Raw genomic sequence first — 15,003 nt, forward strand, 5'->3', positions numbered from 1 at the left:
TGTCAGGAGATCTTGGGCGCCACCCTGCCCGACCACTCGACGGCGACGACCTTCCCGTCAAGCCTGACGAAACGGCCGTGCGGGCGCTTGCCGGGGCGGCCCGCCTGCTGGAAGGCGTCGCCGGCGAGCGGGACCAGGGTGATGGGCTCCTGCACGGGCACTTCCAGGTCCGGCATGAGCTCGCGGTACATGGCGATCAGCTCGTCGCTGAAGCGCCGCTCGACCGTGACGCGCTCGGCGCCGGCGGTCATCACCAGCAGGTGGCCCTCGCCCCGGTCGTAGACGCCGGCCAGCTCGGCGAGCTGCGCTTCGGCGAGGTTCGCGGGGACGAGCGGCTCGGGCTCGGCGCCGAGATGGCCTTCCAGCACCAGCGCCCTGATCTCCTCCAGCAGCTCGCCCGCTCCCGCGCCGATGGAGTTGGCGAGGACCGCCAGCACGAGCCCGTGCTCGGGGACGAGGGTGAGCAGGGCCACGCCGACCGGAGTGCCGCCGGTGTGCTCGACCACGCGGAAACCGCCCGCGTCACGCAGGAACCAGGAGATCCCCACGTCGCCGTCCGTCGAGGTGCCCGTGGTGGAGGGCCGGCGCATCTGCTGCAACGTGTCCGGCTCCAGCACCCCGGCGCCGCCGCCCAGGTGGAAGCGCCCGTAGTCGAGCAGGTCGCCGATGCCGCAGAAGAGCCCGCCCGCGGGGGCCGCGCACCGTTCCATCAGCCACTGGCCGACGACCTCGGTGCCGCCCGCCTGGCCCTTGCTGCCGTGGCCGACCACGAAGCGGCGGGTGACGATGTCGGCGACGTCGAAGAAGCTGTCGGCCAGGCCGAGCGGCTCCAGCACCAGGTTCTTCACGGCGGCCTCGTACGTCGTGCCCGTCACCTTCTCGATGACCCGGCCCGCCAGCGACAGCGCCGCGTTGTTGTAGGAGACGACCGAGCCGAGCGGCATGACCTGCTCGAACTCCGCCATCCTGGCGACGTAGGCGGCCAGGGCGCCGTCGTCCCTGCCGGTGTCGACGACGCGGTCGCCTTCCCAGCCGGCCGTGTGGTTGAGCAGGTGGAGCACCGTGACGTGCGCGGCCACGTCGGGGTCCTTGAGGGTCAGCTCGGGGACGTACCGCCGGACCGGCGCCGCGAGGTCGATCTCGCCGCGTTCGACCAGCCGCATGATGGCGGTGGCCGTGACGGTCTTGGTCACCGAGCCGATGGCGAACAGGGTGGTCTCGTCGACCGGCAGCGGGTTGGCCGTGGAGGTGACGCCGTGGCAGCCGACGAAGCGTTCGCCCTGATGGAAGACGCCGACGGCGACGCCGGGCACGCCGAGCGGTTCGGCGCGCTCGGCGATCAGGCGCCGCAGACGTTCGTGCAGGTCGCTCATGGGATTCTCCTCAGTGGTTCGCGGGGCCGGGCTCGGTGTGGTGGAGCGGGCTCAGGTCGTGGGTCGCGCCCTCGTGGAAGACCACGACGCCGTCGGCGCCGAGGCGGGTCCAGGTGCCGTCGGCCTCGCGTACGACGGCGGTGTACTCGGGCACGCAGACGATCGGGACGTCCGTCGGGGTGCAGGCGAGCAGGCTGGTCAGCAGGTGCTGTCCCTTGGTGGTGTCGCTGTGCGGGACGGCGCGAAGGCCCGGCAGGACGCCGAGGCCGGGCCGCTTCCAGGAGAAGGAGTGGCCGTCCGCCGCCGGGTCCTCCTCCAGGGACGCGACGATCCGGCCAGTGAGCGCCATCGCGCCCGCCGACTCGCCCGAGAGCACCGCGCCGGCCTCCCAGGCGGCCACGATCGCCCGCCAGACGGGCGTGCCCTCCAGGATCGCGGTCAGCGGTCCCGGCCGCCCGCCGGTCAGCATGATGTAGCGGGCCCGCTCCACCAGCGCGACGTTGGCGGGGTCGGCCGCCGCCTCCCGGCTGAAGATCATCGGGCAGGTGACGCGGGCGCCCAGGCGGCGGTCGTACAGCTCGACCCTGGCCTCCAGCATGCGCCGGAGCTCCGCCCGCGGCCACTCCGCGCCCGCGGTGGGGATGATCAGCACCTCGTCCCCGCCGGATCGGGCGAGCAGATCGGCGTCGATCTTCGCGTCGGTGTCGAGGTCGCTCAGCCCGATGAGGGCCAGAGGGCCTGGCATGTATGTCCTCCATTGCGTTCGAGAGAGTTCAAGAGAGAGAAGGTGACATGGAAGCCGGGTTCCCCGACTACCTGTGCCGTTGTGGCCGCACCCACGTCGTGAGCGCCGATCGCTGGCGCTGCGACTGCGGCGGGCCGCTCGACCTGCCGGTCACCGCGGCCGTGTGGCCGCCCCGGCAGGAGACTCATTCGATGTGGCGCCATGCCGGGAGCATCGCGGGCGCGGCGGAGCTGCCCTGGCCCGCGATCTCCCTCGGCGAGGGGCTGACCCCGCTCGTCGCGGCGGGCCCCCGGCTGCGGCTGAAGGTGGAGTACGCCTCGGCCACCGGCTCCTTCAAGGACCGGGGCGCGGTGGTGCTGGTGGCGCTGGCCAAGGCACTGGGCGCGACCCGCGTGGTGGCCGACAGCAGCGGGAACGCCGGCACCGCCGTGGCCGCCTACGCCGCCCGCGCCGGCCTGGCCGCGGAGATCTTCGTGCCCGGAGGCACCAGCGAGAAGAAGGTCCGCCAGATCCGGGGCCACGGCGCGGAGATCACGCTGGTGGACGGGTCCCGGGAGGACACCGCGGCGGCCGCGGCCGAGCGGGTGGAGCGGGCGGGCCTGTTCTACGCCAGCCACGTGCACAACCCGTACTTCCTCGAAGGGACCAAGACCTACGCGCTGGAGCTGTTCGAGCAGCTGGGCGGGACGGTCCCGGACACCGTGGTCGTGCCCGCGGGCAACGGGACGCTGGTGCTCGGCGCGTACCGGGGCTTCGCGGCGCTGCTCGCGGCGGGGCTCGTCGAGCGCCTGCCGCGGATCGTCGCCGTCCAGGCCGAGCGGTGCGCGCCGGTCGCGGCGGCCTTCGACGCGGGCCGGGACGAGGTCCCCGCCGTGCCGCCGGCCGCCACGCTCGCCGAGGGCATCGCCATCGCGGCCCCCGCCAGGGGCGGGCAGCTGCTCCGGGCGGTCCGGGAGAGCGGCGGCGCGGTCATGACGGTGAGCGAGCAGGACATCGTCGAGGCGCACGCCGGCCTGGCGGCCCAGGGGTTCTGGGTGGAGCCCACGGGCGCCGTCGCGTACGCCGCGGCGCGCCGGCTGGAGGCAGTGGGATCCCCGCTGGTCGAGGGCGGGGTCGTGGTCGCGCCACTGTGCGGCTCGGGACTGAAGGCGACGCCGCCCGAGCGCTGAGCTCACGCCAGGCCGCCGGAGCGCTGAGCTCATGCCGCCCTCCTGGCCGCGTCGATGTCGCCGGCCACCGAGCGGGTGGCGGCCAGCTGCACCAGGGCGGCCGCCACCACGAACGGCACCGTCCACAGCAGCACGTACCGCAGCGCCATCCCCTCGGTCAGCGCGAGCAGCAGCGGACCGAGGGCGCTGCCCAGCAGCTGGAACGGCACCGCGAGCTGGAACCCGATCCCGCGGTGCCTGGCGGGCAGCACGTGGGCCATCATCGCCAGGTAGGTGGGCGTCTGCATCGCCACGATCACCGCGAACACCACGTTGGCCGCGACGAACACCGCCAGCCCGGGCAGCAGCCCGACCGCGAGCATCAGGACGGCGATCGCGAGCGTGCCCACCCCCTGGACGAGCGCCAGCCCCGACGGCCTGCGCGCCACGAGCCGGTCGTTGAGCAGGCCCGCCAGGAGCACGGCGACCAGCCCGGCCACCAGCTGGGCCTCCATCATCATCGAGCGTTGGAAGGGGGTGAGGGCGTAGTCCCGCGCCGCCATCAGGGCGACCGTCATGGTGAGCGGGCCGCCGATCAGGCTGTAGACGAAGCCGCTGACGGCCTGCAGCCGGAGCGTCCTGATCGCCCACGCCGCGCGGATGCCCTCCCAGAAGCGCGGCGGCGGCGACGGCTGCACCGCGGGCCCCAGCCCTGCCGCCGCTCGGTCGGTGCCGCCCTTCACCGGCTCCTTCAGCAGGAACGTGGTGCAGGCCACGGCTGTGGCCAGGACGGCCAGCATGAGCGTGGCCTGCCGCCAGCCGTACGCGGTGACCAGCAGTCCGGCGACCGGCGCGCCGATGAGGCCGCCCACGGTGGCGGCGGCCTTCAGCAGCGCGATGACCCTGCCCCGCGACGCGGGCGAGTAGTAGTCGGCCAGCAGCGGGAGCTGGGCCACGCCGTCGGGGACCCTGGCGACGGAGCCGAGGGCGCGCCCGGCGAGCAGGGTCGCGCCGTTGGGGGCCAGCGCCTGGATGAAGTCGCCCAGGTTCGCGGCGACCTCGCCGTACTGGACGAGCCGGACGCGGTTGCGCATCCGGTCCACGAGATAGCCGAGCGGCAGCCCCGCCACGGTCGTCACGATCATGGTGACGGAGGCGATGGTCCCCACCGCGGTCAGCGAGAGCCCCAGGTCGTCCTGGATCTCGGGGAGCGCGAGCTGGAGCGCCTTGTCGTCCCATCCCGCCAGCAGCGAGGTCAGGCAGAAGACGAGCAGGGGGATCCGGGGCCCGCTGATGGTACGCGGATCGAGCTCGGCGAGCAGGGTGCGGCGGCGAGCGACAGAAGGGGGTGGGGCCACGTCGACTCCCGTGAATCAGCAGTTACATCGAACTGAGTGTTGCGATCGTAGAGATCGCTCAGCTGGGCGGAAGCGGCCAACCGGCCGGTCTTCGCGGCCATTTGGAGGAGGCGGGACTGGTGGGCCCGCTCCCACCATCGGCACCATGACCATCACTGTGGTGCGGGCAGCCCGCGTTCTGGATGTGGCGAGCGGAGTCATGCGCGAAGGCGCCGGCGTGGCGGTGCGTGAGGGCTCGATCGTGGCCGTCGGCCCCGATCTCGACGGTGACACGACGCTTGACCTCGGCGACGTGTCCCTGCTGCCCGGGTTCTTCGACGTGCACGTGCACCTGACCGGCTTGCGCTCCTATGACGAGGGGCGCATGCCCGACCGCGAGACGCTGGCCGTACGCGCGGCCAAGGACTGCGAGCGGCTGCTCGCGGCCGGGTTCACCACCGTACGCGACTGCGGCAGCGCCATCGCGCTCACGCTCCGGCCACTGGTGGCCGACGGGACGATCCCCGGCCCGCGCATCTTCGCGGCGGGGCCCGCGATCTGCCAGACCGGCGGCCACGCCGACACCCACCACCTGCCTCTGGAGGAGGTACGCCGCCAGCCCGACACGCTGATCGCCGACGGGCCCTGGGAGTGCCGGCAGGCCGTACGCCAGGCCGTGCGGGCGGGCGCCGACTTCATCAAGATCTGCACCACCGGCGGGGTCGGCTCCGAGCGCGACCACCCGCAGGACGCGCACTTCACCCCCGAGGAGATCGCCGCCATCTGCGACGAGGCCCACCGGCTCGGCCGGCGGGTGGCCTCGCACGCGCAGGGCACGGCGGGCGTCAAGGCGGCGGTGCTGGCTGGCGTGGACTCGATCGAGCACGGCTACTACCTCGACGAGGAGTGCGTCGCCGCGATGCGCGAGCGGGGCATCTTCTACGTGCCGACGTTCGCGTTGAAGACCTTCTTCGAGCGCACCACCGACGGGGGCCACGGGCTGCCCGAATGGCGCGTACGCAAGCAGCGGGAGGTCGTGGGGGCCATGTCGGCCTCGCTCAAGCTCGCTCGGCAGGCCGGGCTGACGATCGCCACGGGGTCCGACTACTACGGGCCGCCGATGCGCGGCCACGGCGACAACGCCGACGAGCCGATCGCCATGGTCCGCGACGGCATGCCGGCGGCCGACGCGCTGCGCGCGCTCACCCTCAACGGGGCGACGGTGCTGGGGATCGAGGACCAGGTGGGCAGCGTCGAGCCCGGCAAGCGGGCCGACCTGGTGGCGGTCGACGGGGATCCGCTGCGCGACATCGAGGCGCTGCGCCGGGTGCGCTTCGTCATGCAGGACGGGAAGGTGCGCGTGAATTCCCATTGAACAAAAATGGTTCGACAGTGAACAAACGATTTCCCGACGTCGTTCAATAACCCGATCGACCGGTTCTCCGCTCGACCGAAAACCCCTATAAGGTTGGCCCGGCGCGCGGGCAGACACGGCAGTCTGCAGCGAGATATGAGGTCGAGGAGATACTGGTGGGCGTCGATACCCTCCGTGAAGAGCAGGCGATAAGCCGGGCCACCGATCACCTGGTTCAGGTTTACGCCGGCACCCACTCAGCCGAGCACGTCAGGGCCGTTATGGAGGATGCCCGCAAGCGCTTCGACGGCTTTCCCGTCCGGGATTTCGTCCCCATTCTGGTGGAACGCATCGCGCACGGAGAGTTGACGGCGCAGGCGCGGGCCGAAGAGGTCGCGGACATTGAAGTTCCGGAGCCGGCCGGCGATGTTCCCGATTCACCGGAAATTCACTCCCCGGAAAACGACCGGCCATCTCCGCAGCCGTCCTCCTTCATTCGCAGTAAGGGATTTCTTTCACTCGTCGCGGCGGCGGTCGTGGTGACCGCCGCCGTCGTCGTGGTGGTGAACGTCAGCCAGGACGACCCGCCGCCCCCTCCCCCGCTCACGATCGTGCGCGGCGTGATCGGCTCCGAGAAGAAGGCGTTCTTCGAGGATCCGCGCGTGCGGCAGGCCCTCGCCGGCCAGGGCGTGAAGGTCGAGGTCGAATCGGCGGGCTCGCGCCAGATCGCCACCTCGATCAACCTCGACCGGTACGACTTCGCGTTCCCGTCGAGCGCGCCCGCGGGCGAGTCGATCCAGCGCGCGCGGCACGTCAACACGAAATACACGCCGTTCTCCTCGCCGATGGCGATCGCGACGTTCCAGCCGATCGTGGACGTGCTGGCCAAGGCGGGCGTGGTGAAAAAGGGGCCCGTCCCGACCTTCAGCGTCGACCGCTATCTCGGGCTCGTCACGTCGGGCACGAAGTGGGCCCAGCTCTCGCGTAACTCCGCCTACCCCGTCGACAAGAACGTCCTGGTCTCCACGACGGACCCGCGCACGTCGAATTCCGCGGCCATGTACCTGGCGACGGCCAGCTATGTCGCGAACGGCAACGCGGTCGTGCACGGCACCACCGCCGAGAAGAGCGTGCTGCCCCTGATGACCCGGCTCTTCACCAGCCAGGGCTACACCGACAACACCTCCGAGGGCCCGTTCAACGAATACCTCACGGTGGGCATGGGCCCGACCCCGATGGTCTGGATCTACGAGGCGCAGTACGTGGACGCCGCCGCGCGGGGCCGGCTCAAGCCGGGGATGGTGCTGATGTACCCGTCGCCGACCGTGCTGTCCCAGCACACGCTGGTGCCGCTCACCCCGTCCGGCGACCGGATCGGACGCCTGCTGAGCACCGACCCGGAGCTGCAGGGGCTCGCCGCCGAACACGGGCTCCGCTCGGGCGACGCCACCCGGTTCGCCAAGGTCGCCGCGGATCACCAGGTGCCCGTCCCGAAGGACCTCATCGACGTGGTCGACATCCCTTCGTACGACACGCTTGAGCACCTGCTCGACGGCGTCGCCAAGTCGTACGGCTAGAGCCCGTCCGCCCCTGCGGGGCGTCGAACGCCCGGCGTCCCAGCCCCCGCACCGACTCCAGCGTGCGCTCCTCCTCGGGCAGCGCATGAAAGGCCAGGACAATGGCACTGAGCTCGGCCAGGCAGGCGCGGGCAAGCACGGAAGCCGGGCTCAGGTCTTGACGACCTCCACCCAGTAGCGGCCGTCGCCGTCGCGGTGGGCGCCGTGGATGTCGGTGGCCAGGTCGGGGAAGGCCCGGTCGAAGTCTTCCAGAGCTCGCAAGTAGGTCATCAGCGGCCCGTCGGCCGGACCGGTCGCCTCGCCGGGCATCAGCATGGGGATGCCGGGCGGGGTGACCACCACCGTGGCCGCGGCGACCCGGCCCGGCAGGTCGGCCAGCCGGACGCGTTCGGTGCGGGCCCGGATCATGGCCTGGTAGCAGTCGGCGGGGGTGGACACCGGCTCCGGCAGGGTGGTGAAGACCTGGTCGAGCAGCTTCCCGAGCTCCGAGTCACGCAGTTTCTCGTGGACCAGGGTGCAGAACTTGCGCAGCGAGACCGCGGGCGGCCCGAAGCCGGGCAGCACTTCCGCCAGGGACAGATCGTCGTCGTAGGCGTTCTTGAAGTCGGTGAGCGCGTCGATCAGGGTGCCCCACTTGCCCTTGGTGATCCCCATGGAGAACAGCACCAGCAGCGTGTGGTCGCCGGTCTTCTCCACCACGATGCCGCGGCGCTGCAGGTAGGCGGCCACGATGCGGGCCGGGATGCCCCAGTCGAGCGTGCCGGCGGCGGCGTCGGCCCCCGGGCAGGTGATCGTGACCTTGACCGGGTCGAGCAGGCCGTAGCCCTCGGACATCCCGTCGAAGCCGTGCCACGCCGCCCCCGCCTCCAGGGTCCAGCACCGGGGCTCGGCGCACAGCAGCGCCAGGTCGGCCTCGGCGAACGGGACGGTCCGGCCGGTGCGCGGGTCGGTGACCGTACGGGGCTGCCAGACGCCGAAGAACCAGTCGGGCCGCCGGCCGTCCTCGCGGATGCGCGCGGCCAGCCGTACCATCGCCTGCCGGAACCGGACCGCCTCGACGATCGCCTCCCCGGTGAGGAACGGCCCCGACGGGCCGTCCATCATCGCCGCCGCCACGTCCAGCGAGGCGATCATGGGGTAGAGCGGCGAGGTGGAGGCGTGCATGAGGTACGTTTCGTTGAACGCGTCGTAGTCGACCGGCGCCCGCCCCGCGGGACGGACGTGCAGCATCGCCGCCTGCGACAGCGCGGCCAGCAGCTTGTGCGTCGACTGGGTGGCGAATACGGTGGGACGGCCGGGGCCGGGCAGCGTGCGCTCGTCGATCGCCATGCCGTACCGGCCGGTATAGAGCGGGTTGAACCGGGCGTAGGCGAACCACGCCTCGTCGAAGTGCAGCCGCGGCACGCTGGCGCCCAGCAGCTCGCCGACCCGCACCGCGTCGTAGCACACCCCGTCGTACGTGGAGTTGGTGATCACCGCGTACGCCGGCGCCCCGGCGGCCAGGGGGTGGGCGGCCACCAGCGCCCGGACCGCGTCCGCCTGCAGCGCGGCGGGCGGGATCGGGCCCGCCAGCCCGAGCCCGTTGCGTTCGGGCACGAGGTAGACCGGGCGGGCCCCGCTGATGGCCAGCGCGTGCTGGACCGACTTGTGGCAGTTGCGGTCGACCAGGACGGTGTCATCGCGGGCGATCGCGTGGTGACCGACGATGCGGTTGGCGGTGGAGTTTCCGTTGACCACGAAGAACGTGCGGTCGGCGCCGAAGACGCGGGCGGCGTTGCGCTCGGCCTCGCCGATCGGGCCGGTGTGGTCGAGCGGCGACCCCAGCTCGGTGACGGAGATGGACAGATCGGTGCGCAGCAGCCGCTCCCCGTAGAAGTCGAAGAACGCCCGCCCCACCGGCGACTTGAGGAACGCCACGCCTCCGGCGTGCGCCGGCGTGTGCCAGGAGTAGCGATGGTGATCCTCAAGGCGCCGCAGCGCGCGGAAGAACGGCGGCAGGATGTTCTCGGCGTACTGTTCGGCCGCGTAGGCGATGCGCCCGGCGATGAAGCGCGGGGTGTCCTCCAGCGGGAAGACGTAGCCCTGGATGACCTCGTACACCCACAGCGGGAGCTCCTGCTCGTGCGTCATCAGGAAGACGGGCAGGCCGCGGAACCGCCTGGAGACCGCGCCCAGCAGCTCCTCGGCGCCCGGCGCGTCCCAGGCCACCAGCACCGCCGACAGCGACGCGTCGGACCCGACCACCGCCAGGGCGTCCTCGGCCCGGTGGGTCCAGCGCACCTGGAGCCCGAGCTCGTCCATCGCCGCGCAGACGCGGCGGAGCTGCTCGGCGAGTGCCGAGTCGGCGTCGGGACGTTCGGTGACGGCGGCCAGAACCGTTCGCTCCATGCGGCACTCCGTGGTCCAGAGGGGAAGGGCCGGGAAGGTCGTGCCAAGCCCCACGCAATAGTAACCGTTCGGAGTTGAACGGCAACTTCACGTAGTGATCGCGCCATGTGATCGTCAAGGGCGTGGGAGTAAAGTGCAGCGGGTGACTGGACGATGGCAGATGATGGTCGCCCTGAGCTTGTGCGTGGCGCTGTTCTCCGCGAACTGGACCGCGCTTTACGTGGCCCAGCAGGCGATTTCCAGAGACCTCGGCCTGACCTCGGCCGCCGGCGTATGGCTGGTCCACCTCTATCCCGCCGCCCTGTTAGGGGTGTTGATCCCCGTGAAGGGCCGGCTCAGCATGCTTCTCCTGGGGCTCGGCGGGTTCGGCCTGGTATCGGCGGCGGCCGCGTTCGCTCCCAGCGGCGCCGTTCTGGTCGGCTGCCGGGCCGGGCAGGGGCTGGCGGCCGCGATCGTGCTGCGGGCGGGCTTCGAGCTCGCCCGGGAGCACTTCCGCGGCACCGAGTGGTGGCCGGCGCTGGTGATCCCGGTGGCGCTCGCCGTCCCGGCCCTGATCGCGGGGCCCGTGATCGGCGGCGTCATCACCGAATTCCTGTCCTTCCGGTGGGTCTTCCTGATCAACGTGCCGCTGACCGTCGTGGCCTTGGCGCTGGTCGCGCTCTTCACGCCCCGCACGGCCCCGACCGCGTACGCGCGCCCCTGACCAGCTTCGATCGTCCGGGGCCGGGAACCCGTTCGTCGTCGGCGAGCACCGGCACCCGGCCGGCCGGCGGCGGGCTTGTCACCGGAAATTCCGCCAATATTGGCCCATAATCGCATTTCGGTCCTTACCATATTCGCCGCGGCGATCACCGGTGAGAGTCTCCGGTGCCGATGCCGCAGGGAGTTTCACGTGCGAAAGATCGCGGCCACCACGCTCGCCATCATCACCCCCCTCGCCGGAGCGAGCGCCGCTCCGGCCGCCGCCGAGGCCACGCCCGACCGGTCCCAGGTCGTCGTCATCGGCCACCGCGGCGCGGCGGGCCACCGCCCCGAGCACACGCAGGGCGGCTACGAGCTCGCCGTGGCCATGGGCGCCGACTGGATCGAGCCCGACCTGGTGCCGACCAAGGACCACGTGCTGGTCGTCCGGCACGAGAACGAGATCTCCGGCACCACCGACGTGTCGCTGCACCCCGAGTTCGCCGCGCGCAGGACCACCAAGGTCGTCGACGGGCGCAACGTGACCGGATGGTTCACCGAGGACTTCACGCTGGCCGAGCTGAAGACGCTGCGCGCGGTCGAGCGGCTGCCCGCGATCCGCCAGCGCAACACCGTCTACAACGGCTACTACCAGGTGCTCACCTTCCAGGAGGTGCTCGACCTGGCCAAGCGGCTCTCCCGCCAGTACGGCAAGCAGGTCGGCGTCTTCCCCGAGACCAAGCACCCGACGTACTTCAGGTCGATCGGGCTGCCGCTGGAGGAGCCGCTGATCGAGACCGTCAAGCGCAACGGCCTCAACCGGCCGGGCGGCCCGGTGGTGGTGCAGTCGTTCGAGCCGTCCAGCCTCAAGCGGGTGGCCAAGGACCTGCGCGTGCCGCTGTGGCAGGCGCTGGGCACCACCGGCCAGCCGTACGACCTGACCGCGGCCGGAGACCCGACGACGTACGCGGACATGATGAAGCCCGAGGGCCTGGCGAAGATCGCGCAGTACGCGCAGTGGATCGGGCCGGACAAGTCCTCGGCGATCCCGCTCAACCCGGACGGCAGCTCGGGCACCCCGACGACGCTGGTCTCCGACGCGCACAAGGCGGGGCTGAAGATCGGCGTGTACACCTTCCGCAGCGAGAACCAGTACCTGCCCCTGCAGCTGCGCCGCGGCCAGGTCGCGACCGACCACGGTGACGCGCTGGCGGAGTACCGCGCACACCTGGACCTGGGCGTGGACGCGTTCGTCACCGACTACCCGGACGCCGCCGTCCTGGCGCGGGGCGAGCGGGGCAAGCCGCACAAGCAGGTGCAGCCCCAGCAGGAGTTCGACAACGGGCTGCCGGAAGAGGGCCGGCAGTAGGTGAGCGACGGGGCCGCCTCCGTGCGGAGGCGGCCCTCAGCCTCTCCCGACGCATCGCCTGAGCAACGGCCAGGCCGGCAGGACGAGGATGGCCGCGTAGACGGTGTCGGAGACGGGGCCGCCGGGCAGTTGCGGGGAGCGGCGGCCCTGGAGCTCGGCGCGGGGGCCGAGGATGACGCCGACGATCACCGGCAGCACCGGCAGCACCGGCAGCCCGAAGCGGCGCATGCCGAAGCCGGGCAGCGTCCGGACCAGGGTCGGCTTCTCGGTGGCGTACGACAGGAAGGTGAGGATCCCGGCGGCGGGCAGGGCGCTCCGGAAATGCGGCGGCACCGGCCGGCGTGATTCCCCGGCCCGGCGGGCGCGCGGCTCGGCCGCATCGGCATTAGGGTCTATTAGCAGGTCACAGGCCGCGACGACTGGAGCGACATCCTTGCCGACGACACCGACAAGGCCAGATTCCCACTCCCGGATGCGCCCTGGCTCGGACGACCCCACACTAAGCAGGACATGTCATTTGGGTACAGCTCCCCAATGACCTGGTCGGCCAGCCAGTGAGACCCGCACCCGCACACCGCGAAGGGAAAGCATGACCTCCAGCACCACTCGCGCCACCGGCGAACCAGACCGCCACCACACCGAGGCGGCCCCGGCGCGACTCGCGCCGAACGACCTCACGTTGTTCCTGGGACAGTGGCTGCGATCCCCGCTGCGGATCGGCGCCGTCGCGCCCAGCTCACGGCACCTCGCGCGTGCGGTCTCCTGCCCTCTCCCGGAAAGCGGCCAGCCCGTCGTGGTCGAGCTGGGGCCGGGCACGGGGCCGTTCACCGCGGAGATCCAGCGCCGGCTCGGCGGTCGCGGCCGCCACCTGGCCATCGAGCTCAACCCGCGCCTGGCCGACCTGCTCCGCCACCGCTATCCGGGCGCCGAGGTGATCCAGGAGGACGCCAAGCACCTGCGGCGGCTCCTGGACGAACGCGGCATCGAGCGCGCCGACGTCGTGGTGAGCGGCCTGCCCTGGACCCTCTTCCCCGCGGCCGATCAGCAGCAGCTCATGGACGCGACGACCGCGATCCTCGGGCCGTACAGCGCCTTCACCGCCTTCACCTACCTCCACGCCGTCCCCCTGAGCTCCGCGCGCCGCTTCCGCGACCTGATGACGGACCGCTTCGAGGAGGTCATCCCCAGCCGCACCGTCTGGCGCAACTGGCCCCCGGCCTTCGTCCTGCACGCCCGCCGGCCCCGATCCTGACGGGAAGGCTGAGACGCCGCCCGTGGGCGGCGTCTCAGCGGTGGTTCAGCCGCCCGTCCTGAAGGACGGGGTCACGAGCGAGCCGCCCCAGTTGAGCCGGTCGGTCGGCCACAACCGGCCGGGCTGCCGCTTGGCCATGATCTCGGCCTTGCCGCCCACCTCGCAGCGGAAGCCCTTCGGCGGCACGGTCAGCGAGATCAGGTAGTTGTCGATCGGCACCGTGCTGCACTCGTCCTTGCCGTAGATGCGGTGACCCCAGCCCTCGTAGGTGAGCAGCGTCGCCTTCGAGCCGAGCTGGCGGCCCACGTTGGCGGACCACATGTACGGGGTGGCGGGATCGTGCAGCGAGTTCCCGAGCAGGATCGGGGCGTCACCGGTGTAGTTCAGCCGGTGCGGCGGGTTCGTCGGGGTCGAGTTGAGGCAGATCGGCAGGTCGTCGTACGGGTACGGGTGGTACCGCACATCGGGCGCCAGGGTGTTGGAGACCTTCATGAGAGCCGCGTACTCCGCGTAGTTCCGCACCCGGAGGTTGTAGTCCTGGCACAGGATCCGGGTCGGCAGCTCGGCCACGTCGCCCTCGACGGGCCCCCGGCCGGGCAGCGGCGGCACCCACGACGGCTCGGGGCCGCCGCTCAGCCAGTTGATGACCTCGCTCAGCGTGCGCCAGTCGGGCCCCTCGGTGCCGAGCGCGGCGTTGTAGATGACCTGCAGCTCCGTCATGGGCCTGTCCGGGGCAGCCGGGTAGTACAGCTCCCCGCGCCGCGCCTTGGCCAGCAGGTCCTTCCACATCGCGCGGACGTCACGCCCGTGCAGGACGCAGCTCTCGTCGGCCTCGCACCAGCCCACGAACTGGTCGAACGCGTCCTCGACGGCGACCGCCTCGGTGGCGAGGAAGCCGGCGACGCCGAGGCTGTGGTCCATGTTGCTGTCCAGCGCGAGGGCCCGGATCCGGTTCGGGAACATCTCGGCGTACATCTGGCCGATCAGCGTCCCGTACGAGATGCCGTAGTAGGTCAGCTTCTCCTCGCCGAGGGCGGCGCGCAGGGCGTCCATGTCGCGGGCCACGTTGCGCGAGTCGACGTGGTCGTACAGGGGGCCGGTGCGCTCCCGGCAGTCCTTGTGCAGCTTCTTGGTGAAGGCGTCCCAGGCGTCGAACTGGGCCTGGGAGGAGATGACGGTGTGCGGCATCTGGTTGTACACCGACGCCGAGCAGATCACCGGGTGGCTGCGGCCCACGCCTCTGGGGTCGAAGCCGACGATGTCGAAGTGCTTCTTGAGCTCGTCGGTGAACCAGGTGGCGCCGTACACGGACTCCACGCCCGACCCGCCGGGCCCGCCCGGGTTGATCACCAGGGAGCCGATCCGGGCCGCGGGGTCCGTGGCCTTGCGCCGGGCGATGGCCAGGTCGATCTTCTCGCCGTTCGGGTTGGACCAGTCGACCGGGACGGCCAGCTTGCCGCACTCGGCGGTGGGCTCCTCCTCGCAGGGCGCCCAGGCGATGCTGCCTGTCGTGGTCTCCCCCGAGGCTCCGTCCCGGGTGGCCGCACCTGCGGCCGGCGAGACGGGCAAAAGCGCTGCTAACGCCACGAAGGCGGCAGCCAGCACAGAGTACTTTCGTCGCACATTGCTCCAATCGTCGTCGGCTGGCCCCCGCGCGGCACGCGGCCGACAATGATCATCCCCGTCGACGGCCCCGTAGCCCGGCGGCGCGCGGCGAGCGCGCGTTCCGCGGGCAGGCCGAGCGCAACATCCAGCCGATCCCTACGTTTCGCTCGTACG

At 71.6% G+C, this 15,003-nt stretch carries 12 protein-coding genes and 1 pseudogene; 7 read left to right on the forward strand and 6 right to left on the reverse strand.

Annotation, left to right across the window (positions count from 1 at the left end; all coding sequences use genetic code 11):
- Positions 1-2: 2 nt before the first annotated feature.
- Together HD596_RS00830 and HD596_RS00835 are read right to left on the reverse strand one after the other, a co-directional pair.
- On the reverse strand, positions 3-1,373 hold the full coding sequence (locus tag HD596_RS00830; RefSeq protein WP_185067403.1) for a serine hydrolase domain-containing protein: 1,371 nt from the start codon (positions 1,371-1,373) through the stop codon (positions 3-5).
- Between the two features lie 10 nt (positions 1,374-1,383).
- Positions 1,384-2,118 (reverse strand): Type 1 glutamine amidotransferase-like domain-containing protein, encoded by a 735-nt coding sequence (locus HD596_RS00835; RefSeq protein WP_185067404.1) that lies wholly within the window; start codon positions 2,116-2,118, stop codon positions 1,384-1,386.
- A gap of 47 nt (positions 2,119-2,165) precedes the next feature.
- Here HD596_RS00835 and HD596_RS00840 point away from each other — a divergent pair, with 47 nt between their 5' ends.
- The gene (locus HD596_RS00840; protein ID WP_185067405.1) at positions 2,166-3,287 is read left to right on the forward strand and encodes a pyridoxal-phosphate dependent enzyme; all 1,122 of its coding nucleotides are present in this window, start codon (positions 2,166-2,168) and stop codon (positions 3,285-3,287) included.
- 29 nt (positions 3,288-3,316) lie between these two features.
- Here the strand turns inward: HD596_RS00840 and HD596_RS00845 are convergent, their stop codons facing one another.
- Positions 3,317-4,624, reverse strand: coding sequence for an MFS transporter (locus HD596_RS00845; protein WP_185067406.1), 1,308 nt, complete (start codon positions 4,622-4,624; stop codon positions 3,317-3,319).
- 145 nt (positions 4,625-4,769) lie between these two features.
- Between HD596_RS00845 and HD596_RS00850 the strand changes: the two genes are divergently transcribed.
- The 3 genes and pseudogenes from HD596_RS00850 (at position 4,770) to HD596_RS00855 (ending at position 7,534) form a co-directional block, all read left to right on the forward strand.
- A complete protein-coding gene (locus HD596_RS00850) occupies positions 4,770-5,978 on the forward strand; it encodes a metal-dependent hydrolase family protein (protein ID WP_185067407.1) in 1,209 nt (402 codons plus the stop codon).
- A 155-nt stretch (positions 5,979-6,133) separates the two neighbouring features.
- Positions 6,134-6,313 (forward strand): annotated as a pseudogene (locus tag HD596_RS65495) (three-helix bundle dimerization domain-containing protein); the annotation flags it as partial.
- A gap of 183 nt (positions 6,314-6,496) precedes the next feature.
- Entirely contained in the window at positions 6,497-7,534 is a 1,038-nt protein-coding gene (locus HD596_RS00855; RefSeq protein WP_313042163.1) for a hypothetical protein, read from the forward strand.
- Positions 7,535-7,684: 150 nt separating this feature from the next.
- On the opposite strand, the gene HD596_RS00860 is transcribed toward HD596_RS00855, so the two are convergent.
- Positions 7,685-9,922, reverse strand: coding sequence for an Orn/Lys/Arg family decarboxylase (locus HD596_RS00860; RefSeq protein ID WP_185067408.1), 2,238 nt, complete (start codon positions 9,920-9,922; stop codon positions 7,685-7,687).
- A 142-nt stretch (positions 9,923-10,064) separates the two neighbouring features.
- Here HD596_RS00860 and HD596_RS00865 point away from each other — a divergent pair, with 142 nt between their 5' ends.
- Both HD596_RS00865 and HD596_RS00870 read left to right on the forward strand, forming a co-directional pair.
- Positions 10,065-10,625: an MFS transporter gene (locus tag HD596_RS00865; RefSeq protein ID WP_185067409.1), complete on the forward strand. Its 561-nt coding sequence runs from the start codon at positions 10,065-10,067 to the stop codon at positions 10,623-10,625.
- A 189-nt stretch (positions 10,626-10,814) separates the two neighbouring features.
- A complete protein-coding gene (locus HD596_RS00870; protein WP_313042165.1) occupies positions 10,815-11,972 on the forward strand; it encodes a glycerophosphodiester phosphodiesterase in 1,158 nt (385 codons plus the stop codon).
- 36 nt (positions 11,973-12,008) lie between these two features.
- Here HD596_RS00870 and HD596_RS00875 read toward each other — a convergent pair whose 3' ends face one another.
- A complete protein-coding gene (locus HD596_RS00875) occupies positions 12,009-12,305 on the reverse strand; it encodes a hypothetical protein (RefSeq protein ID WP_185067410.1) in 297 nt (98 codons plus the stop codon).
- Between the two features lie 256 nt (positions 12,306-12,561).
- Between HD596_RS00875 and HD596_RS00880 the strand changes: the two genes are divergently transcribed.
- On the forward strand, positions 12,562-13,224 hold the full coding sequence (locus HD596_RS00880) for a class I SAM-dependent methyltransferase (RefSeq protein WP_185067411.1): 663 nt from the start codon (positions 12,562-12,564) through the stop codon (positions 13,222-13,224).
- Between the two features lie 45 nt (positions 13,225-13,269).
- Here HD596_RS00880 and HD596_RS00885 read toward each other — a convergent pair whose 3' ends face one another.
- Entirely contained in the window at positions 13,270-14,793 is a 1,524-nt protein-coding gene (locus tag HD596_RS00885) for an alpha/beta fold hydrolase (protein WP_221519118.1), read from the reverse strand.
- Between the last annotated feature and the right edge of the window lie 210 nt (positions 14,794-15,003).

Origin of the sequence: Nonomuraea jabiensis (assembly GCF_014204795.1) — a bacterium.
Lineage (GTDB): Bacteria > Actinomycetota > Actinomycetes > Streptosporangiales > Streptosporangiaceae > Nonomuraea > Nonomuraea jabiensis.